The organism is Neobacillus sp. KR4-4, from assembly GCF_042136325.1.
Taxonomy (GTDB): Bacteria; Bacillota; Bacilli; order Bacillales; family Cytobacillaceae; genus Neobacillus.
The window spans coordinates 137,295-160,157 of sequence record NZ_JBHHJU010000007.1 but is presented as its reverse complement, the minus strand read 5'-3'; the positions used below and the strand labels follow the sequence as shown (position 1 = coordinate 160,157).

Below are 22,863 nucleotides of genomic sequence, written 5' to 3'. Positions count from 1 at the left end.
ATTTCATTAGTTATTTAATGAAATAGTAACATTATTATTATGAAGATCTAAAACGATCTCATACTTTTTAGTTTTAAAATAGTAATAAAGGGAATCGTTTGAAATAAGCGATGCACTTTCCTTTAATTGATCCCACTGTTCTTTGGTTGTATCAATATTGCTAATATTAATGGATTCAGCTTTATTCTCTTGGTTTATTGAAAACTGAGCACTATAAACGGAATAAGTCAGCGTTTTCATACCATTATCAAGAATCTTCTCATCATCTAAGCCAATTAACTTTGATTTAACCTCTTCATAGTCTGAATTGAGACAGGTAAGAAAGTATTCATAAGCATTGGAGAATCTCACAGGAAATAGAGGGAGAAACTCCTCTATTTCCTTTTGAGTGACTGGAATATCCTCTTCCAATATTTTAATATTATCAACATTAGTATAACCAATTGTGTCATTATTTGTTCTTACTTTATAGGAATTTCCCTTTTGCTCTAAAACACGTAGTTTTTGAGTGAACTTCATCGGTTCGCTGGGAGTTTTCATTTCATAGTCACTGTACAGGTCTGAATGCCCAGTAATCACCATACCGTCTTTATTTACTTCCTTTGCTCTAGATTCTTGCGGTTTTTCTTTTTTACCTTCTTCACTGACCTTTTTTGTCTTTTCTGCAGGAATGGGATCCTTTATTAAAAAATCATCAAGATATCTTTCAATTCCTTTGACTGGCTGGATACCAAACATAAAGGAAGCACTAATGATTACCGCTAGAAAAAGTAAGATGAATTGCAAAGAAAAAAGAAAATTGCTATTATTTTTTACCTGTTTCTTTTTCTTTAGTTTTGCTTGTCTTCCGGAATGATTATCTACAACCGGGGCTTCTTCTATATATTGCCGTCCAAGCATTTTTGTCCGGTACTCTTTCTTTTCGGTCTCGGTTAAGGCATTAAACCATTTAATAAACTCACTATATTCTTTAATAACAACGTTAGCCTCATCGAACTTTTCCATTCTACCAAAATGAATCCACATCACACGGTCACAGAATGCCTGAACCTGTGAGATTGAATGACTGATGAAGACAATCGTGTTCCCTTTACTTTTAAATTCATTCATCTTGTCCAGACACTTTTGATAGAAAGTCTGATCTCCCACCGAAAGGGCTTCATCAACAATTAATATATCTGGATTGGTGTGAATAGATATAGCAAAGCCCAAACGGGACTTCATCCCACTTGAATAGTTTTTCACAGGCTGGTTAATAAATTTTCCAATATCAGCAAACTCAATAATATCGGATTTTAGCTTTTGAATCTCTGACTTACTTAAACCATGCATTAAACACTTTAGATTAATGTTTTCTAATCCCGTCAATTGGTTATTTAAACCCGCTGCAATAGCAATTAGAGAGGTTTCTCCATTAATTTCTATTTCTCCGGAAGACGGTGGGATAATTTGTCCGAGCAAATTAGAAAGGGTGGATTTCCCTGAGCCATTAAGACCAACAATACCAATGGCTTCCCCTTCATAAATCTCAAATGATAGGTTTTTCAAGGCATAAAAGCTATCCTTATTATTTTTAAATGAGATAATCTCCATTAATTTATCGGACTGTTTTTTATATAAACTAAAACTTTTTGATACATTAGAAAAAGCTATTTTCGGCCTCATTTTTTAAAGCCTCCAATTAAATATAGTCAACAAACTTATGACGAAATTTCAAATGTGAACTTGAAGCAATGAATAAAATTAATAAATTAATAGTCCAAAAATACAAACTGTAGGCTAAGTCATTAAAAAACCAACCTCCGCCTAATAAAGAGTACCTAAACCCCTCAATAATGTAGAAAAATGGATTTAGTTGAAGTATTTTTAGAATAGGGCCTGGCAGACTGTCTACATTCCAGACAATCGGTAAAACATACATCATTAGCCTCATAATTGATTGCACAATTGTTTGTATGTCTCTAATAATGGTTGTAAACGTTGATAATAATAAAGTTAATCCATACAGTAAAGAATATAAGCAAAGCAAGTAATAAGGTAATTGTATTAGGTAGATCCCTGGGAAACTTTTATTGAAAAAAATTATTGCCAGTGTAAGGATCATCATGATAAAAAAGGAAAAAGAATTTCCTACAATTTTTATAGATGGTAATACACTAACAGGAAATTTCATTTTCGAAACTAAGTTTATATTAGAATAAACACTATTCGACCCTTGTGTTATTGCTAAATTAATAAACAACCATGGTACGATGCCAGCTATAAGCCACAAGAAAAACGGGGTCTCTCCTACAGAAGACCCCCCACCTCTTATTCCAAAACCAAAGACAAACCAATAAATACCAATCTGAATAATAGGATTAAATAATTGCCAAAAGGCACCTAAATAATGCATCGTATATTTACTTTTTTCTTCATAAAAACTTAATCTAAATATCAAATTCAAATGAAGAAGTTGTTCCTTCATGATTTGCCAGATAAAGTTCATACAAGGCTAGCTTCCTTCTTTAGAAATTCATATAAATTTCCATAGTTCATATATTCAACATCACTAGAAACAGCCGTAACCACATTCTTTGTGTCAAAAATTCTTTTATTATTCATTTTCACTAAATCAGTTTCCCCAAATAATTTAAATTCATCATGATCAGAAAGTACAACGATTAAATCAGAACCGCTTACGGCTTCTTCCATGCTTGCAATAACCCAATTAAGTTGAACATGTGGATCATAAGCTCTTACTTCAAATTGACCTTGCTCTTTAAGCATTTCATAAATTTCCATCGCAGGACTTTCTCGGATATCATCAACATTTCCTTTATAAGTTAAACCAAATACTGTTACTACTTTACCATCTACATTTTTCATTAGTTTATTAACATTTTCTACAACATATTCTGGCATAGAAGTATTGATAGAACGTGATAGATTAATTAACTGAGCTGTCTCAGGAGCTTTAGCAACAATAAAATATGGATCAACTGCTAAACAATGCCCACCTACTCCAGGACCAGGTGTATGCAAATTAACACGAGGATGCTTGTTTGCCATATTAATAACATCTAGTGAATTTATCTCTAACTCATTACATACTTTCGCTAGTTCATTTGCCAAAGCAATATTAACATCTCTAAATGTGTTTTCCATTAACTTAGACATCTCTGCGGTTTTAGCATTCGTTTTGATAATTTCACCTTTTACAAAGGTACTGTACACCATTGCCCCAGCTTCGGTACATTCTGGTGTAATCCCACCAACAATCCGATTGTTATAAATAAGTTCATGCATGATTTGACCAGGTAATACTCTTTCTGGACAGTGAACAAGAAAAATATCTTTACCCACAACGAAACCGGCAGCCTCTACTAAAGGTTTAACTACATCATCCATACTGCGTGGCCCAATAGTAGATTCGACAATAATAACATTTCCTTTTTCTACGTAAGGCAACACTGAATTAACTGCACTAACTACATACGTAAGATCACATGACTTGTACTGGTCATTATGATTTGGTGTTGGAACAGAAATAATAAAAGCATTGGCCTTCTCTGGCTGCATTGAAGCTCTAAAAGTTCCCTTTTCGATTACTTCCTCTAAGGCTTCTTGTAGTCCAGGTTCTTCAATATGAATTTTTCCGCTATTCAACGAATCTATTACTTCCTGCTTAACGTCAATACCCACAACTTCAACATTATGTTTTGCAAACATGATTGAAGTTGGTAAACCTATATATCCTAAGCCTATTGTACAAATTTTCATTTTTTTACCTCCGAATTTTATATATTACTTACTAATCTATCTATATATATTTTAAAAGTTGTTTTGTTTTGTTTTTTAATAGTCTTTTATATTTCCAATTTCAAAAAGTTCTTCAACTCCCTGAAAAATTGTAATCCTGAGTATGTTATCTTTCACAATTCAAAGTATTTCCATTCCAAACTTTTCTAAAAATAATTAATACTTTGCCTTATCACATTTTGTAATTTAATGTAAAATAAGTACCACATAATATTACACTTTATTGTCGGAAATTAAAACATGGTTAAACTTTTTACAATCAATTACCAAATTAACAAGTTGAATTTCGTAAAACGAAAGACAAAAGATCCTTTAATATGGTAAGGGAAAATACTAATCGACAACAAAACTAATAATAAAACAAAATTAAAAAAAGTAAACTCGCATAATTGTTAATTCAATAAATAATACAGGTTTTTTTGTCCCATTTAGTTAAATCTCTTCATTTATTGTCGTTTATAGGAATATCACTCTGTGCTTCATCAAGCTATTTCTCGAACCTCAAAAGATTCGATCACAATCGAGCCCTTTTTATTGAATAATTCTCCTGTAACCGTCAAGGTTTGCTTTTTTCTACGAGAGGAAGTTTTTAGATTAGAATATAAGGTATTAAATGCCACATTTCCTTCTGTCCATTTTCCAATGGCTTTTACATAAATATCATCCACTGCATATAGGTCAGTTTCGAAAACAAAATTCTTATTAGAATCATTTACTGAAGTGAAGGAAGTAATTAAACCATTTCCTAAACGAAGGCTAACAGTTTTTGTTCCACCCCCTTGAAAAAAACCGTTAATCGTTACTTTTAGTTTTTGCCCCTTTTGAACAAATGAATCCCCTTTGAGATCATGAATAAGATTTTTGTTAATGGTATTGAAAGACACTTCACCTAAAACACCTTTATGTGTGACTTTATCAATAAAGGTGGTAGGATGAACTTTTAGTATTGGTGTATAATCTTCACTCTGGCTAATTTCCGTGCTGAAGGCAACTTGTTTAATATCTTGCACATTATTTTCATATAGGTTGTCATCATTATACCAGGTGGAAGAAGCGGTTACGTTCACTCCAACTACCTTTGAATTTATAATCCAATTTTTCATTACATGTAAGCGAGATGAATTTTGAATAGTTAAACCTACTCGATTCCCGTCTAGTTCTGAGTAGTCCAAATGCCCAGTAGACATGTTATACAGTAACACGCCTGTTTCGGTACAATTTTTAATAATAGTGTGATTTGGATCTTTGTAACTTTGAGTTGGATTGTTAAAGCCGATGGTGCACACACTATTCGAATAAATCCTTATACCAACTCGGCAATTTTCAATGATTCCACCCTCAACATACAGACGAGTAAATATATCCATGTTTATCCCTGCAAAACCACAATTTTCCACATGGACATTTTTTGCCCAAAGATTCGTATAAGTTTGAGCGACGATTCCGCTTCGTCCCAAACTGTTTGCAAAGTTTTGTACTTTTATATCTTGAACGGTTACACTCATATAATCCGAAAAAGACAGCGCATAGGGTAGATTTTCTTTCCTCCCACCATCAAATTTAACGGTAGGTATTCCGTTTGCATCTTTCTTCCCAATGATTTCAATTCTATTTTTACTTATCACATTCGAAATAGAAGCCGATTGTTCGTACTTCCCTGCTTCTAAATCCACTATAATTTTCCCATCAATCACTGAGTAATTATTTTTGATTGTGTCAAAAGCTCTTTGTACGGTTTGAAGTGGAGCAGATTTAGATAAACCATTATTTTTGTCATTGCCAGTTGTTGATACATAGATCGTTAAAACTGTTGCTATATCCACCTTGTTCGCCTTTTCAGCCAATAGTTCATTGATATTTTCGGAATTAGACCATCCGTCTTTTTCTTCAATAATCTTGTCTAAACGTTCCGCATTTCCAACCTTATATCCAAAAGCGAAAGATAAGAACCAAATAATAAAATTGACTAAGAAATTTCTACGTTTCACAATATCACCCATTTAAAAATATATTATCAGGGATCCATTTATTTAGTTACTAATTTTCTCTAACAGTTTTTCCATCAATATAATCTATCCATCTGTTAAGAATAGTTTTCACCTTAGGATCTTGATCTATTGCGTATACTGCCATCAGTAAATGAACATGAGTTACATGATAACCCCATCTTGCAACATTTGGAAAACCACCATCAGTTGTATAGTGGGTTAAATCGTACGCTGTTCTATTTCCTAAATCATATAATGGTAACATTCGTTTAAGGGTTTTTAATCCTTCTAAGAAATAAAATTCTACTAATACATCATTAGAAGTCTTATATAAATCATATAATCCGAGTAAGGAATATATAAAGCCATTCAAAACATAACTTGCAGGTTCAGTAGGATACTCTTCATAAAAGAGATATTCATTCTCAAACCTTCTAAGGACTCCACCATTTTCAACTGGGATTGCATATATCTTGAACCCTTCTAATGCTGAATCTAGATACTTTCTTTCCCCAGTTATATGAAATGCTCTTGTCAAAACTGATATAGATAATCCTTGCCCCAAAGAAGAACACCATGGGGAATTCATCACTTGGGTTCTACCTTTATAATACATATGGTCAAAATATGAAGCCCAACTTCCATTTTCATTTTGATTTTCAAGAAGCCAATCTGCTACTTTTAGGAATATTTGTTTATTTACTTCTTGATTACTTATTAAATATAAACCGTGGTGTTGTAGACCATAATGGGCAATAGTAATTGGGTAATGATATGTCCCCCATCTAAAGTTCGTTTTAGGAATGCCTTTTTCATCAAAACTTACATTCCACTTTTCTACACTGATTTTATCGAAATTTAGGTAAATTCCTTTAAAGTCATACTCTGACATTTCTCTTACTCTAACATTAGAATAAGAGACTTTATATGTGTCAAACTCCTTAACCCAAGTCCCGTACCAATTTAGACCATCAAAAAGTGGGGTAGCTTCTATATATAATTTATCATTTATGAATTTACCATGTAATATTTTATCTTCTTTATTCAATATAACCTTTACATCTTTGACCATTCTTACCAATCCTCGCTGTTTATTTTTCATTTAATTAGTTAAATGGACGACTACTAAATATCTAGAATAGGTTTCTTAATTGGGAACATACCGTTTCTAATCCATAATTGACTTGGGGAAATGATTTTATAGTCTCCTCTAGGACTGCCTTTTTATGATTTTTATGAATAAAAGAACAGGCCTCTGAGGTTGATTCAAATATATATTCCTTCGGAAAAATTGTATTTACCCCTTCTCTTCTTATAACGACAGGATAGGCACCTGATGCCATTCCTTCTATTGGTGCCATATGAAAGCTTTCATAATCACTTACAGAAAGAACAAATCCAATTTTTCTTAGCCATTCAGATACATCTCCCCATCCTTCAAAAATAACATTTTTCTTATATGGGGCGTTCTCTATTTTTTCAAAAACTTCATCATAATGGGCTCTTTCAATAGCATTATTCCACACCCAACCGAACTCTTTTGGGTGTTTTCCCTTAATATATAATTTGTATCTTTTATCTTTCTCATAGAGTGCTTCAAATATCTCCACTGCCCGATCTAGCCTTTTCAATTTAGGAACAAATCCAATAATTCCCAAATTAAATTTAGTATCATCATTTATTTTAGGTTTATTAAACCGCTCAGTATCCACAGCATTATAGATTACAATCATTTTTTCCCTAGGCACTTTTGCTACTCTATGGAATTCTTCAAAAATATAAGGGGATATAGCGATCAATTTATCAATCTTCTCATAATCAAACATCTGTGGGTATTTTGTGTTCATTTCAAACCGGTGAAGGCGAACAAATAACTTTTGGTGATCTTTTTTATGCTTTTGATACCAAACTACGTTGCCTAATCCCCATTCGCAAAATAATATATCTGCCCACTCAATAATCTCCAGGCTTTTTGCCTCATTATGTGCTTCGTGCCCGGTCCATTCATCAATACGGACCTCATAGCCAAACTTTTCATCCAAATGGTTTATTATATGGTTAATAAATTTTAAATCATGTCCAATAAAAGCAATTTTTTTCATATCTTCACCCTATATTGTTAGTTGGTTAATTTTCTTTTTAATGTTCTTCTTGCCCTTGTAATTACTAATAAAATTAAAACCATCGATATTAAAAAACCTTGCTCCAAATTTAAACCAATCATTCAGTTCGTTTAGTTCCTTATTTTCAATAATTTTTATTAGTTCTGTCGGATTTAATAAACCAGTAGATTTCTTTCGAATAAGTGACTTACAAATATGTCCAGACATTGCAAAGGTATATTCCTCCCCTTCGCCTTTAACTATTATTGCATCCTTAACATATAATGTTGACAGCATCATATCTGTTAAATAGGAGTCGCCATAATAATGTTTTTTATCAAATACAGCAAAATAATCGGTATCAATAACATCATTTAGACTCGAATAATTATGAATATAATCTATCAAAAATGTTTTTACTTCTTTGTTATTGTTACCATTAAAGATATCTAAATATCCATCGAAAATATCTAACAATATTAATAGCTTTTTCTTTTTCCAAGCTTGTCTATTATACTGATTCATTAATTCATCATAATCTTCTTTAGACCTGACAATACCCACTACAGTGACACAATGATCCTCTTCAATAAAACCTATATCCATCTTTTCAAGCATCATTTTAATTCTATGGGTATAGGTGTGTTCATCCATAACTTTCCTTAAACCTAATAATCGATTAGTTTTATAGAAGTAGTCATCCTCAAAATATTTTTGAATTCTTTCTTGTAATTCATTGAAATTATTAGAAGCAATTACAATATCTCCAAATAAATTTTTAATACCCAATGACTCTGAGCTTACCACTGGAGTGTTAGAAGCAATAATTTCAAACACCCTTCTCGAAAACATGGTTGGAGAGTCTACGATACTATTTACATTTAATGATAGTTTATAGCCTTTATATGCCTTTTCAATTTCATCACCTTTTAATGTCCCTACTATATAGTTCTTAAAATCTTTAGGAAACTGATTGGGTGAATCGGGATTATTAAAGTTTCGGTCGTATATTTCTAAACCATATTTTCCAGAAATCTCAATCATATTATCCATTACTTGTTTTCTTTCAGGAAATTTATCGCCATAGTAAGCACCTGCAAAAACTACATTATTTATCCGTTTGTATTTTTCAATAGGATTATGATATTTAGGCTGTGCTGCAAAAGGAAAACTATAAACATTCTCACAGCCATCAGCTGTATATTTCGCTACTGAGTTTGAATCTGTTGTAAATACAAAATCAAAATGCTTCGCTGTTTCTACAAATGCATTATAGTGAAAAGGGTCTTCCTTATTCCAGAATGCCGTTGGTACATTGTTTTCCTTACACCATTCGACTAAATTTAATAATGTAGAATTATCTCTGGGACCACCAGTTCCAACCTTATTTTGCCAAGCACCATTATTCCCTAGCCATGCCGATTCACAGAAAAATAAATCAGGTTCCAATACAGATAATTCTTTCTCCCAGTTTTCAGGAGTGACTTTTATTAAATTAAATTCAGGTTCAAAACTCCGTGTAGTAAACTCGTCTCCAATAAAAATTACATTCATTTCTCTTATTTTTTTTGGAGCTTTAATTTTAGAAGGCAGATTGTTTGAGGAACTCTTTATTTCTTGACTATATAGAAATGGGTTATGCAGATATGAATATCCATTTCCTTTTACCCTAATTGCTACTTTAATTGCGTCGACATTTTCCTTATTAGGGACAGTGAACATACTGTTCTTTCCAGGAATAACTTTAAAGTTTGTACGTTCGCCATTTCCCATAATAAATATTATATAAAATTCAATATCAATTGTTTTATCACAAAAACCAGATAAAGTAAGATTGATACGGCGAGTACTCTTTTTACTAAAAAAGTCATTTATCAATTTTATTTCATCCATATTGCTCATATATAAATACTGAAATTCATCATTATTTAAACTTGAGATTAGTTCAATTCCGTTTTCCTTATTTCTTATATTTATTTTTTCGTTTTTCCCAAACTTTTCATGAGAGAACAAAATCTTCATATGATCATCTATGTTTGAAAACTCAAAGTTTGGGTTCAAAGACTTTAAACGATTCTTGTATTTAGCTTTTTCTTGTCCTAAACTTTTTAATTTACTTAACACTAATGATTCCATTTATTTACCTCTTATCCATTGTTTTCTCATAACCCAGTACTTCGTAGTTATTTTCCCAAGTTTTGAGTTACTGAGTGAGTTATATTTTTGGGTAATTTTTGCTAATTGTTTTTCAAGTTTGCTAATTTTATTATTTAAAGCCGCTTTTTCGTCCTCACTTTTTTTAATCAAGACAAGTTCATTCTCAATTTTTAAAGCAAATAACTCTTCATTATTAAGCAACTTAATTTTTTCTATAATTTCATTTTCTAATTCTGATTTTAAGTCCACATTTTCCGCAATTAATTTTTCATTTTCAAGGCGGATCATATTAATAGTCTCGTTATTTTTATTTAATTGATTCTGGATATCAATATTATTATTTTTCATGGTGCTAATTTTCTTTTGTGATATTAAATCTTGTTGTATTAATTCCACATTAGAATTTTTCAGGTCTGATATTATTTGTTCTTTCTCCTTGTGATCAGCAAGTACGACAATAAGGTTTTCTTCCTTTTCCTTAAGTTCCTGTTGAAGATTATTCAATTTTAGGTTTTGAGAGTAATTTTCTGAGTTAAGGTTGTCTATTTCTGATTCTTTTTCTAATAAAGAATTTTCTAACCCCATTATCTTACCTTCAAGTGCCTCTATCTTAACTAATTGTTCCTGAACCAATTCATTTTCCCTAATAAGTTTTTCAAGGAAATCATTTTTCATCTTTTCGGAGTCAACTTTTAATATTTCATTGTTATGAGTTATTTCCTGAATATTTGCTGTCTGTTCATTCACTACCTTTTCTAATTCTGTAATTTGCTCTTTTAATATTTTTATTGTTTCTGACTGTTCCTGGTTCAAACTTTTTTCAAGTGCAAGTTTTTCACGGAATTCATTTTCCAATTTTCCCGAATTAAGTTTTAATAATTCATTTTGATGAGTTATTTCCAAAAGGTGCGCTGCTTTTTTATTAACTTCTTTTTCTAATTCCTTTATATCACTCTTATAAATATCAATTTTCCTTACAGAATCTAATAGGATATTATTTTCTCTTTGGATCAATTCATATTTGCTTTTTAGTATCTCTAAGTTTGCATGTTCATTAAAATAACTCAGTGTATACTCTTCACTTTTCTCTAACTTTTGTTTTAACTCAGTAATATTATTTAATAAAAATGTCCTCTCAGCATTTAATTCACTGACTTTTGTTTCATGATTTTTTAGGTCATTTTTATATTTTTTGTCTATGCTCTGTACTAATTGGTCTCGAACTGTTGTATCCATTGATTTAACGAAATCTAGTTGTTCCTTTAAATGCGGAATTGTTATTTTTAATTCTTTAATTTCATTATTTAATTTTGTAGTTTTCTTTTGTTCTTCTAAATATTCACCTTCCAACATCTTCATTTTGTTTTGGAGGGTATTGTTTTGTTCAGTAATGGTCCTATATTTCAAATTAATTTCCATTATCTTAGAATTAAACCTTTGAAAGGGTTTATTCTTAATTTGATTTATTATTTGCACTAAGTCAGTCTTTTTATTTGGTTTAAGATAAATATAATTATCCAACCAACGGTCAATTAGACTATATCCCCGTTCATTTAAAAATGAATCCACCTGATATAGATTCTCCGGTTGAATTTCGACCCATAGTAGAGGACCTTTTTCTAGTAAAACCTTATCCATTCCTTTTAGTGCTAGATATTCAAAGCCCTCAACATCAATTTTAATAAAGTCTGGACTTTCTAATTCTAAATCATCAATCTTTACTATTTGAATATCTCCATTTTCCGTTACATTAACATCTGAAGCACCGGAATTAACTGCATTAAAATTCAAGACACCTTTATCTTCTTTTTCTCCAACTGCAGAATTAATCAACTGGGCATTATTAATATCATTTATTTGAATATTCTTCTTTAATATTTCAAAAAGTTCTTTTGATGGCTCAAAAGAGATGATTTTTTTGGGCTTTACATATTTTGAAAAGAATACTGTATGATTACCTATATTTGCACCAATATCGTAAATTACAGCATTAAAAGGAATATAGTCAATAAAATTAACTAGTAATTCCTCTTCATAGTAACCCTTTGAATTTTTTATTAATTTCCCGATATAATCATTGATGACACATATTTTATTACCATCTTTTAGATTTATAACCTCTTGAGTGACCACCTAATTTCCCCCCGTTTGATTTTCTAAAATAATCTACTGTTACAGCACTCAAACCAAAGAGCACTAATTAATATTCTCATTAAATTTTTCTATTAAATTGGGTAATGATATCAGTTTTTATGATTTATATTTTCCGGTACAATTATTACGTTTTTAGAATAAAAAATCGAATAAACCTTAACGAAAAGATTTTTCTCATTTTCCCAGTTATACTTCTTGCTAGCTTCAAAGGACTTTACTTTCATCTCACTATGCATGATTTCGTTTTCTAGCAGTAAGTTAACTCCATCCGCTATTGATTCAGGATTATGAGAGTCTACACATACCCCTGTACCATCGCTCTCTACTACTCTCTTAATCTCCGGAAAATCACACGCAACTACTGGTACACCTGCCATCATGTATTCAAACAACTTGTTCGAAGATGCAGAATAATGATTGAAGCAGACATTATTTAGGACTTGAAATCCTAAATAGGCATTTCGTGTATATTTAGGCAGATCTGCAAGTGGTACTTTCGGGAGGAACTTTACCTTATCCTGAAGGTGCTTTTCTTCAACCATTGTTTGCAGTTCTTGTTTAATTTTCCCATCCCCAATAAGGACTAGCACACCTTCATTAAATAGCGGGACTGCCTGAATCAACTTATCCAAACCTCTGCCAGTCTGAATGCCACCTTGATACAATAAGATTTTTTCTTCTTTCGGGATATCTAAAATCGCATGTAAATCGACCATTTCTTCATTTGTATTTGTTTGTTTAAATGGATAGTTGTGGACAACATGTGGATAAAATCCGTATAAATCTTCGTTATACTTAGCACGAGTGTCATTTTCGACCATCATTTCATCAATTTTCTTTATAAGAAAGCGTTCCATTTTCCCATATACTGGACTAGAGTAACCAGTACGGCTTGTTTGAACTTCATGTGAATCATAGATAAGCTTCTTCGGTTTCAGGCGCCACTTCGAGCAAATATAACCTTGTGGAAGAGTATTTAAATCATTAGAATGGTAAATATCGTATTTCATAGCATATCCCTTCATAATCATTCCCAAGATTAAACTTCCTCTAACCCATACAACCTTCAACTTTGTTTTTAAAAGAAGTACCGCAAGAACGGTCAGAATCGAAAATACAATAGGAGATAAATAAATTAACATCCCCCATATGAGCAGAAAAAAAGCCCCAAACAATTTGTTTTGCATGGAGTACCTGTAAACCTTTTGCATCAATTCCAATAAAACGGGATATCGTTTGATTCGGTAGACCTTAAAAAGATCATTTCTTTGTTCAAACCTTGGTAATGATTTATCTTTCGGATCGTGGATACAAATTAAATCCACTTCATAACCCGACTCCGATAAAGCGGTGCACTCTCGCAATACCCTGGCATCATTTGTGAAGTGATTCCACACAAACATACATACCTTTTTAGACATAATTCCATACCATTCCTTACAAGTTAGTTTTATTACCTATTTCATATATTCAACTAGCTTTTTTATATTAATTTCCCAATTGAATTTTTCAAGAATTAGCTGCTGCTCTCTTTTGACCATTTCTTTTCTTCTTGATTCGTCGTCTAATAACACCATGATCGAAGCCAAGATTTGCTGAGGGTCATTTTCATGGATAGCAATCCCTATTCCTTCATTATTAATTAACTCTTTCGCGTACCCATCCACAATGCCGACAATCGGTACACCACATGTCATATAGTCAACAATCTTTCCAGGCAGCACTGTTTTAAACACTTCTTCATCCTTTAATGTGACTAATCCTAAATCGTGTTCGGAAATAATTTTAAAGCATTCCTTTTTAGTCAACGGATTAATAATCTTCACATTTTTATGGTTTTTAACCGAGTTGATTAGATCATTCTTATGGACTCCATATCCAATAATCGTTAGTTGAATCCCGTTCACTTCAAATAGTGGAACTAGTTGATGGATCAACTCCGTATTTTGCGCCAGGCCAAGGTTTCCCGCATAAATAATTTTCCTTGATCCAGTTCGTTCCTTATTAGTAAGCGCTAGTTCTTCTTTGAGAGAACCATTTGGTATGAATAATATTTTCGAATCAGTGATTCCAGCTTTCTTTTGAATATAATCCTGAAAACCTAGACTGTTAATAACAATTTTGTCAGACTTCTTGTAAAGGACTTTTTCTAATAGGCCGAAAAAGTTTAGGATGAAGCTATTACTAAATACTCCCACACCTTTTAAAGACTCCGGCCACAAATCTCTTATATCTATAATGAATTTGGTTTTATATTTATATTTAGCAAAGAGACCAACAAATCCTGTGAATATGGGGGGGGAAGTGGCAAAGATATAATCATACTTGTTCTTATCTTTAAGGATAAGTATGACTAATTTTAATGCTATTTCCAGATAATAAAATAAGCGATTCATGAAGCTATTGGAGTACTTCCGATTAGTGATAATTATCCTGTGTATGTTATTGTTTTCACAATTAAGGGATTCCTCATCCCAAAAATCACCGTTATGATAAATATTTTTATTGGGGTAAGAAGGTTCTGATGTAAAGATCGTTACATCAAAATTCTCTCTTTTCAGTAGTATATATAAATTCTTAATTCGATTAGCATGACTTCCTATTTCAGGATAAAAATGTTGAGAAATGATTAAAACCCTTTTCACTAACTAGTTACCACCCTTTAAATATCCTTTATTTCTAACAGGAAGAAAGTTATTTCCACTCGTTGAAATGACTTTTTATCATATTTTGTATGTTAATGTACATCCTATTTATTATCTTACTCGTTATTCCAACTGATTAAAATAGAAATACACATTTTACAATCAATTACCAATTAGAAAGATATGAGCAATTTCGCAATCCTAAAGACATATAGCACTTAAAATTATTCTACAATTCTAAGACTGCAATTACTATTCTCTCATATAAAGCGAATAAAATGTCGAAAGTTATCCGACACATTACATGATATTTTTACAAAATTCGACACGAACTTGAGGAAATTAAATAAACAAGGGCAGAAATCAATGATTTCTGCCCTTCCCATCGTTACATCCAACAGAACTTATCAACAAGTAATTCCGAAGAACCATCAAACATTCCGTCTTAATTTCGCTGTTTATATTTACAGGCCTCCTGTGTAAAAGAAGGAGGTCTGTTTTCGAGATTGCATTTAACGATTAATACTTTAATACTGTTGCTGCTGGTGCCATTTCCAGGCATCCTCAATAATTCTTTCTAAGTTCCGTTCAGCCTTCCAGCCAAGTTCGGAATGAATCTTTTGGGAGGAAGCAACAAGCATGGCTGGGTCTCCGGCACGGCGGTCGGCCATTTCGACGTTCGCCTCTATACCTGTTACTTTTTCACATGTTTCAATAACTTCTTTCACCGAATAACCTAGACCGTTGCCAAGATTATAAATCTCAGTTGACTTCTTCCCAGCCAGTAACGCCTCGAGGGCAAGGATATGCGCACTTGCTAAATCAGTGACATGGATATAGTCACGAATACATGTACCGTCAGCGGTATCATAATCTGATCCGAAAACAGCTATCTTTTCTCGCTGCCCTAACAGTTGTTGAAGGACAATCGGAATTAAATGAGTCTCTGGGTCATGACTCTCGCCGATTACTGCTGATGCATGGGCACCTGCTGCATTGAAGTATCGCAGAATCACATAGTTCAATCCATAGGATTTCGAGAAATCTGACAGGATTTGTTCAATCATCAGTTTTGAATGTCCATAAGGATTAATCGGTCTAGTGGGAGTAGTTTCATCAATCAACTCTACATCTGGAATTCCATAGGTAGCAGCTGTTGAAGAGAAAATAAAGTTTTTAATATTGTTTTTAATCATGACTTTTAACAAAGTAAGAGTAGCCGCCACGTTGTTCTCATAATATTTCAACGGATCAACAACAGACTCCCCGACCAAGCTAAAGGCTGCAAAATGCATGACCGCCTTGATTGGGTAACTTTTGAAGATCATTTGTAAATCTTCTTCATTACCTAAATCACCTTCAACAAAGACTGCCCGGCTGTCCACTGCGGCTCGGTGACCGGTCGTTAAATTATCAAGAACAACCACTTCTTCTGTTTCTACTAATTCCTTCACAAGATGGCTACCAATATAGCCTGCTCCGCCAACGACGAGAATCATATTCATTTCCCCTTAGCTAGAATTTCAATTACTTTCACTATTATAACATTTTGTCGAAAAAACAACATAATTTATGAAATTGCAAGAAAAGCGCAGGCGCCCTTCATTAAAAAAGGGTGTCAGGCACCATGTGAATTTTTTCACATGGTGCCTGACACCCTAACTTAACTGTACTCCGTTTTACGCCACTTGCCCCTCAGCATTTCGGCTTCTTCTTTTTTTGTCGGCTTTGAGGACTTTTATTGAAAGGTATATGCCTGTACCGGTTAAGAAGATCAATGCGATAGCCACTAAGTCTACCAGCCATTTTACATTGGCTGTGCCGATTTTTCCTTCGTGAAGACCTCTAATGATGTCTGTGATAGAAGTCGATCCACCTTCACCGCCAGCCCCTGGGCGACCTGGAAATTGGTTAGCTGCTGCATTTTGACCAGATAGACCGGGTTGGCCGTTTGAGTTTGCTCCATTTGGTGCTTGAGCTTGGGATTGACCTTGAGCTGTGCCTTGGGTTTGGCCTGAATTAGTCGTTGTTCCTTGCTGCATGGCTCCTCGATTAAACTGCCCTGGCTGGAAATTGCCTCTATTTCCTTCCATTTGTGTCTGGCCGATTAACCATGGCTCATTCATCAATAATCCCGTAACCGACTCGATTAAGATAAAGATCGAGCAGATTAAACCAATCCATAAGTGTGCCTTTCTTGTTTTCTTCATATATATTCTCCTCATTTTTTTAGATTTGATTTGACTATTTCGTGTAAAGCATGCTCTATTCTGTCTGAAGCCCTACTGATAGCGAAGTGCCTGAATAGGATTTAATTTAGAAGCTTTATTGGCCGGGAATACCCCGAAGACCACACCGACGACGAGCGAGAATAGGAACGATGATAGAATGACGGTTGGTGAGAAGGCGATACTTAAGCTCATCAGAGATGAGACCATTTTTCCTACGCCTAATCCAAACAGAATTCCAATCAAGCCACCCATCGAACTTAGTACAACGGCCTCAATTAAAAATTGTAAAAGCACATCTCGACGTTTCGCGCCAATCGCTTTTCTAATCCCGATTTCCTTCGTCCGTTCTGACACCGACACAAGCATGATATTCATGATGCCAATCCCGCCGACAAGTAAGGAAATACTCGCGATTCCGCCAAGCATCATGGTCATGGTGTCAGACACTGAACTCATCGTGTCCATCACATCCTGCTGATTGGTTACACCATAATAATCACTTTTCCCAGGATACATACTAGCGAGCGCCATTTTAACCTCGTTCATCACGAAATCCATCTGATCCTCGCTTTTGCCTTGCAAATAAACCGTGCTTATCGTCGTACTGCCGACTAAACGCTGACCCGTGCTCAACGGGACAATGACCACATTATCCCCGCTCTGACCGAGTGAGCTTCCTTTCGAAGCTAGTATTCCTACTACTTTGAACGAGGTGCCTGACACCTGAATGTACTGTCCAATCGGATTCTCTGTGCCGAAAAAGGTGCTTGCTGTTTCCGAACCGAGGACGGCAATCTTTTGGCGGTACTCGACATCTAAATCGGTAATAAAGCGCCCTTGAGTGACCTTCGCATCACGTACTGATGAATAGGCGGCATTTGTTCCTGTTAAGGTAATCTGAGAGGATGTCCGCTCCTTTTTCACATAGACACGGCCTGAAACAACCGGTGCAACTGCTTTCACACCATCAATCTCACCTAGCTGACTAATTTTATCCTCTGTTAATTCAATATCGGTACTATAGGTATTTACCGTCAAAAGGTTGGTCCCTAATTGATTGATTTGACTTGTGACGTTTTTCGCTGACCCTTGGGCAATCGAAACTAGGACGATGACTGACGAAACACCAATAATGATCCCGAGCATCGTCAGAACCGCCCGAAGTTTATTGCTTCTGATACTCTTTATAGCCATTTTAATGGATTGCAGCATTCCCAAGGAGAACACCTCCATTCTCATAGAGTTGGCCGTCTTGAATACTGACCATTCTTTTGGCTTGTTTTGCGATTTCCAGGTCATGTGTGATTAAAATAATCGTATGGCCTAATTCATTCAATTCCTTCATTAATAGAAGGATCTCTTTGCTTGTTTTACTATCAAGGGCACCGGTTGGTTCATCGGCGAGGAGAATCGATGGCTGCCCAACCAGGGCTCTCGCAATCGCCACCCGTTGCTGCTGCCCTCCAGAAAGCTGAGTGGGCAGGTGGCCAGCGCGCTCCTTCAAGCCAACCTTATCCAATCCGTCTAATGCCCGCTCCCGTCTTTCACGGGTTGGTACGCCGGCATATAACAAAGGCAATTCCACATTTTCGAGTGCGGAAAGCTTACCTAATAAGTTGAAGTTTTGAAAAATAAACCCGATTTTCCGATTCCGAATCGTCGCTAAACTATTGTCATCCATTTTCCCAATATCTCTGCCATCAAGGTGATATGTCCCTTTATTCGGCCGATCCAGGCAGCCTAGCATGTTCATTAAGGTGGATTTCCCTGACCCAGACGGACCAATGATGGCTAGAAATTCACCCTTTTGAATTTTTAATGACACATCATTAAGAGCATGAACTATTTCCCCGCCAAGCTTATAGGTTTTCATCATATTTTTAATTTGAATAATCGGCTTACTCATTAATTGCCACCCCTTCCGCTTGGCGCTCCTTGTCCATTTCCACCTGGAGGCATGCCGCCGCCATTCATACCGCCCATGCCGCCCATGTTGCCTCTCATCATACCGCCTTGTCTGTTAGACGAGCTGCTTGCAGCTAGTTCCGGCAGTTGAATCGTTTCGCCTGCGGTTACTCCTTCTGTTAGTTCAACATACTCATCCGTAGAAATTCCTGTTTTAACCGTCTTTTGCTGGCTTGTGCCTGCCGATGGTGCCGATGCATCGGAACTTGAATCTGTCGAAGCCGCAGTCACAATCACATATTTCTCATTATTGTTTGTATAGACCCCATCGACTGGAACGTAAAGAGCATTTTCCTTACTTTGGGTTAAAATACTAGCTTCCGTACTCATCCCGACTTTTAAATTCGTTGGTTTATCAATGTGAATGGTGACATCAAAAGTCGATGTTCCGTTTGCAGATGTGCCTTCAGCAGCAATCGCCGTTACCTTTCCTGTATAAGGAGTGTCAGGATACGCACTTACAGTTAAGCTGACCGTCTGCTTCTTTTTAATTTTTGTAATATCTAGCTCATCAACGGCAACAACCGTTTGTAAATTCTTGTAATCGGTAAGATGGGCGACCACCTGACCATTCGTTACGCGTTCTCCTTCTAAAACAGAAACCGTGGTAATCGTCCCGTCAGCAGGAGCTGTAATTGGATCACTATCATCCGTGAAGGTAATTAATTCATCCCCTTCACTTACTTTGTCCCCTGCTGAAACCAACACTTCATCGATTTCATTATTATCATCTTTTGCTTTAATATCTTCACTTGTTACAGGTTCAACCGTACCTGAACCACTAATCTTCACTTCCAGCTTTCCTTGTTGGACCACAGCTGTTCGAATTTGAGCTGCTGCCTCCGTATTCACCGTTTTCGATTTATAATACTGAAACCCGACAAATCCAATAACCAAAACACTCACAAGTATCCAAATCACTTTCTTCAACAATCTCTACTCCTTTACTCCCCGCTGTAATTACCCCTCATCCAGCAGGAAAATGATTTATTTGATGTGCCTATTATCTTGTCCGTTCCTTAAATTATCCTTAAGAAAATGGCTGTGTTAAACTTGTCTGTTGTTTTCCGTTCCAGGCACAAGCGGTTCGCGGGCGTGCCGGGGAGCCTCCTCGTTGCTTTGCTCCTGCGGGGTCTCCCCTGCCCCGTACTCCCGCAGGAGTCTTCGTGCCTTCCACTCCAATCAACAGAGTGCTAAAATCAACATTAACCTTTAACACAGCCAAGAAAATAAGAAAAGCCTTCATTCCTGTACTTAAGGAATGAAGGCTTTCTCATGATAATAAACTATTAGTCTTATAGATTTTTTTGATTGCCTTGTGCGTCACGTTCGACTTGCATTTTTGTTACTGGAAGGTACCCTTGCTCTGGTAATAACGTATTTTGGATCTCATCTGACATCAGATAATCAAGGAATGCTTTGGCAAGGTCGGTTGCTTCCCCTTTAGTATATGAGTGTTGGTAAGCCCAAACTGGAAATTTACCTGATTGTACGTTTTCAGCAGTTGGTTCAACACCGTCAATCGCTAGAGGTGTTACTGTTTCATCAGTGAAATAGGAGAAAGCAAGGTAGCCAATGGCCCCATCAGTTTCATTAATAATCTTTTTAACTGTGTTTGAAGAATCTTCCGTGATTCCTTCAGCAGGTGTTGCTCCTTCAAGAGCAAATTTATTAAAAATTGCACGAGTTCCAGAAGAATCAGGACGGTTTACAAGAACGATTTTTTGGTCTGCTCCGCCAAGTTCTTTCCAGTTTGTGATTTTTCCAGTGAAGACTTTAATTAAATCCTCTTTTTTAATATCTTTAATTCCTACTTTAGGGTTAACGGCAGCAGTCATCCCTACGACAGCAACTTTATGGTCAACAATCTGATCAGCTGGAATTCCTTCTTTTTCTTCAGCAAAAACATCCGAGTTACCAATTTGAACAGATCCTTCAGCAACTTGTGATAAGCCTGTACCAGATCCACCCGCGTTTACTTGTATATCAACTTTAGGGTTAGCAGCCATAAATTCTTCAGCGGCAGCTGCCACAAGAGGCTGCATCGCAGAAGAGCCGGAAATAGTTAATGAGCCGGAAAGTTCTTTCGTTTCTTCATTCTTTGGTGTTTCTTTCTTTGCAGTACCTTCTGTCTTATCTGTAGAAGCTGCGCCTCCGCAAGCAGCCATAAATACCATTAACGCAGCTAGCAATGTAAGCAGGCTTAAGTTTTTCAATCTTTTCATTTCATTAAATCCCCCTAGTCAATTTGTTGTTGTTGTTTACAGGTATAAGAATAATCCTTATTTGTTAACTGCGTGTTAATCGTATGTATAGTTTTGTAAAGATTTGATAATCTTTGTAAATTTATGTTGCCTTTTTAATAATTCTAATTAATTTCATCTTTTTACCGTTTAAGAGAGATAAAAAAACAAAATAAAAAGCCGAAAATAGATAGGTTCTAAAGTAGAACTAATCTATTTTCGACTTTTGTATGATGAAATAAGGATCCCTTTATGTTTCTAGTTACTTTCAAACTACCTTTTCTTTTCGACTGGCCGGAGAAGCTACCGTAATTCCTGTGGTTTCTTCAAAATTAAATAGGCTAGTCGGCAAATCCGTAAACCGCTCTAATTCATTGTAAGCCGGAATGCCATGGTAGGACATATCCAAGCCTTCTTCTTCTTCCCGCTCCGATGCTCTGAAACCGACTGTTTTTTCGCATATCTTTGCGATAAAAGCACCACCGAGTAACCCCCAAACAATCACGACAACAGCGCCTAAAAGCTGCACTTCTAATAATGAGGTATGACCCGTTGTCAATAATCCTTGCTTTGTATCAAATAATCCAACCGCAATTGTCCCGAACACCCCGCTGAAACCATGAACCGCAACGGCACCGACCGGATCATCCACTTTCAAATAATCCACAAAAAGGGTGGTATAAATAACGAGCGCACCACTTATTGCGCCTATTATAACGGCGCTCCACTCCGAAACAAAGGCACAGCCCGCTGTGATTGCAACTAGTCCAGCCAACACCCCGTTTATCGTCATACTCGGATCGGCTTTTCCAAACTTTTTCATCGTCATAAATAGTGCCGCCGCTCCCCCGCTTGCTCCCGCCAGCATCGTGTTGATGGCAATCGGTGCTAGGGCGGAGCTGGAGGCATCCAATGTACTCCCCGCATTAAACGCAAACCACCCAAACCATAAGATAAAGGCACCAGCAGAAGCTAACGGAATGTTACTAGGGGCAAACACATTAGAGCTTCCATCAGAATTAAATCTTCCTTTTCTCGGACCCAATAGTTTTGCCATTGCAAAAGCAGCGAAACCACCGACAGCATGAATCGCAGCAGATCCAGCAAAGTCCTTCATTCCTAATTTGGCTAACCAGCCATCGCTATTCCATATCCAATGACCAGATAGAGGGTAAATAATAATACAAATAAGTGCCGCTGTTACCACATAGGCTTTAAAGTTCATTCGTTCTGCGACAGCGCCTGAAATGATCGAGACAGATGCCACCGCAAATCCCATTTGAAAAAGCACAAAAGCCACACTTGGCAGTTCAATCGAAAGAGCAATTTTCTCAGGGCTTCCAAATAGGCTGGTCCCAACGAATCCAAACGCATCGTTTCCAAACATGATCCCAAATCCGATAAGCCAAAACGCTAAAGCACCAATCGTCAAGTCTACAAAAATTTTCATTGTCACATTGACGGCATTTTTCGTTCGGACCAACCCTGCCTCTAGTAAACTAAAACCGCCTTCCATGAACAAAACCATCGCGGCTGCAAGGACGACCCAAACGGTATTTATATACATTATTTCCACA

Annotated in this window: 18 protein-coding genes; all 18 read right to left on the bottom strand. The window is 35.6% G+C overall.

Annotated features, from left to right (window positions below; genetic code table 11):
* Positions 1-6: 6 nt before the first annotated feature.
* A complete protein-coding gene (locus tag ACE198_RS09835) occupies positions 7-1,665 on the bottom strand; it encodes an ATP-binding cassette domain-containing protein (RefSeq protein WP_375375417.1) in 1,659 nt (552 codons plus the stop codon).
* Between the two features lie 16 nt (positions 1,666-1,681).
* Positions 1,682-2,488, bottom strand: a complete 807-nt coding sequence (locus ACE198_RS09830; RefSeq protein WP_375375416.1) for an ABC transporter permease — start codon at positions 2,486-2,488, stop codon at positions 1,682-1,684.
* The gene (locus ACE198_RS09825; RefSeq protein WP_375375415.1) at positions 2,485-3,762 is read right to left on the bottom strand and encodes a nucleotide sugar dehydrogenase; all 1,278 of its coding nucleotides are present in this window, start codon (positions 3,760-3,762) and stop codon (positions 2,485-2,487) included. The genes ACE198_RS09830 and ACE198_RS09825 overlap by 4 nt, the downstream gene beginning before the upstream one ends.
* Before the next feature lie 521 nt (positions 3,763-4,283).
* Entirely contained in the window at positions 4,284-5,789 is a 1,506-nt protein-coding gene (locus ACE198_RS09820) for a right-handed parallel beta-helix repeat-containing protein (RefSeq protein WP_375375414.1), read from the bottom strand.
* A 49-nt stretch (positions 5,790-5,838) separates the two neighbouring features.
* On the bottom strand, positions 5,839-6,861 hold the full coding sequence (locus ACE198_RS09815; RefSeq protein ID WP_375375413.1) for a D-glucuronyl C5-epimerase family protein: 1,023 nt from the start codon (positions 6,859-6,861) through the stop codon (positions 5,839-5,841).
* Positions 6,862-6,922: 61 nt separating this feature from the next.
* Positions 6,923-7,891 carry a glycosyltransferase family 4 protein gene (locus tag ACE198_RS09810; protein ID WP_375375412.1) on the bottom strand — a complete coding sequence of 323 codons (969 nt, stop codon included), beginning with the start codon at positions 7,889-7,891 and terminating at the stop codon, positions 6,923-6,925.
* Positions 7,892-7,900: 9 nt separating this feature from the next.
* On the bottom strand, positions 7,901-10,027 hold the full coding sequence (locus tag ACE198_RS09805; RefSeq protein WP_375375411.1) for a CgeB family protein: 2,127 nt from the start codon (positions 10,025-10,027) through the stop codon (positions 7,901-7,903).
* Positions 10,028-12,181, bottom strand: a complete 2,154-nt coding sequence (locus tag ACE198_RS09800; protein WP_375375410.1) for an FkbM family methyltransferase — start codon at positions 12,179-12,181, stop codon at positions 10,028-10,030.
* 110 nt (positions 12,182-12,291) lie between these two features.
* Entirely contained in the window at positions 12,292-13,623 is a 1,332-nt protein-coding gene (locus ACE198_RS09795; protein WP_375375409.1) for a glycosyltransferase, read from the bottom strand.
* A gap of 36 nt (positions 13,624-13,659) precedes the next feature.
* Entirely contained in the window at positions 13,660-14,847 is a 1,188-nt protein-coding gene (locus ACE198_RS09790) for a glycosyltransferase family 4 protein (RefSeq protein WP_375375408.1), read from the bottom strand.
* Positions 14,848-15,374: 527 nt separating this feature from the next.
* Positions 15,375-16,346 (bottom strand): UDP-glucose 4-epimerase GalE, encoded by a 972-nt coding sequence (gene galE / locus ACE198_RS09785; protein ID WP_098575066.1) that lies wholly within the window; start codon positions 16,344-16,346, stop codon positions 15,375-15,377.
* Positions 16,347-16,526: 180 nt separating this feature from the next.
* Positions 16,527-17,072 (bottom strand): PepSY-associated TM helix domain-containing protein, encoded by a 546-nt coding sequence (locus ACE198_RS09780; protein WP_375375407.1) that lies wholly within the window; start codon positions 17,070-17,072, stop codon positions 16,527-16,529.
* A gap of 57 nt (positions 17,073-17,129) precedes the next feature.
* On the bottom strand, positions 17,130-18,290 hold the full coding sequence (locus ACE198_RS09775) for an ABC transporter permease (protein WP_375375451.1): 1,161 nt from the start codon (positions 18,288-18,290) through the stop codon (positions 17,130-17,132).
* Positions 18,274-18,984, bottom strand: coding sequence for an ABC transporter ATP-binding protein (locus ACE198_RS09770; RefSeq protein ID WP_375375406.1), 711 nt, complete (start codon positions 18,982-18,984; stop codon positions 18,274-18,276). Before ACE198_RS09770 ends, ACE198_RS09775 begins: the two co-directional genes overlap by 17 nt.
* On the bottom strand, positions 18,984-19,964 hold the full coding sequence (locus ACE198_RS09765; protein WP_375375450.1) for a biotin/lipoyl-containing protein: 981 nt from the start codon (positions 19,962-19,964) through the stop codon (positions 18,984-18,986). Before ACE198_RS09765 ends, ACE198_RS09770 begins: the two co-directional genes overlap by 1 nt.
* 109 nt (positions 19,965-20,073) lie before the next feature.
* A complete protein-coding gene (locus tag ACE198_RS09760; protein WP_375375405.1) occupies positions 20,074-20,268 on the bottom strand; it encodes a hypothetical protein in 195 nt (64 codons plus the stop codon).
* 70 nt (positions 20,269-20,338) lie between these two features.
* Positions 20,339-21,268, bottom strand: a complete 930-nt coding sequence (locus ACE198_RS09755) for a phosphate ABC transporter substrate-binding protein (protein WP_375375404.1) — start codon at positions 21,266-21,268, stop codon at positions 20,339-20,341.
* Between the two features lie 286 nt (positions 21,269-21,554).
* Positions 21,555-22,862 (bottom strand): ammonium transporter, encoded by a 1,308-nt coding sequence (locus ACE198_RS09750; RefSeq protein ID WP_375375403.1) that lies wholly within the window; start codon positions 22,860-22,862, stop codon positions 21,555-21,557.
* Between the last annotated feature and the right edge of the window lies 1 nt (position 22,863).

Coding starts and splice junctions, on each gene's coding strand:
- ACE198_RS09835 (WP_375375417.1), bottom strand. CDS start 1,665: ATGAGGCCGAAAATAGCTTTTTCTAATGTATCAAAAAGTTTTAGTTTA.
- ACE198_RS09830 (WP_375375416.1), bottom strand. CDS start 2,488: ATGAACTTTATCTGGCAAATCATGAAGGAACAACTTCTTCATTTGAAT.
- ACE198_RS09825 (WP_375375415.1), bottom strand. CDS start 3,762: ATGAAAATTTGTACAATAGGCTTAGGATATATAGGTTTACCAACTTCA.
- ACE198_RS09815 (WP_375375413.1), bottom strand. CDS start 6,861: ATGGTCAAAGATGTAAAGGTTATATTGAATAAAGAAGATAAAATATTA.
- ACE198_RS09810 (WP_375375412.1), bottom strand. CDS start 7,891: ATGAAAAAAATTGCTTTTATTGGACATGATTTAAAATTTATTAACCAT.
- ACE198_RS09805 (WP_375375411.1), bottom strand. CDS start 10,027: ATGGAATCATTAGTGTTAAGTAAATTAAAAAGTTTAGGACAAGAAAAA.
- ACE198_RS09795 (WP_375375409.1), bottom strand. CDS start 13,623: ATGTCTAAAAAGGTATGTATGTTTGTGTGGAATCACTTCACAAATGAT.
- galE (WP_098575066.1), bottom strand. CDS start 16,346: ATGATTCTCGTCGTTGGCGGAGCAGGCTATATTGGTAGCCATCTTGTG.
- ACE198_RS09780 (WP_375375407.1), bottom strand. CDS start 17,072: ATGAGGAGAATATATATGAAGAAAACAAGAAAGGCACACTTATGGATT.
- ACE198_RS09775 (WP_375375451.1), bottom strand. CDS start 18,290: ATGCTGCAATCCATTAAAATGGCTATAAAGAGTATCAGAAGCAATAAA.
- ACE198_RS09770 (WP_375375406.1), bottom strand. CDS start 18,984: ATGAGTAAGCCGATTATTCAAATTAAAAATATGATGAAAACCTATAAG.
- ACE198_RS09755 (WP_375375404.1), bottom strand. CDS start 21,268: ATGAAAAGATTGAAAAACTTAAGCCTGCTTACATTGCTAGCTGCGTTA.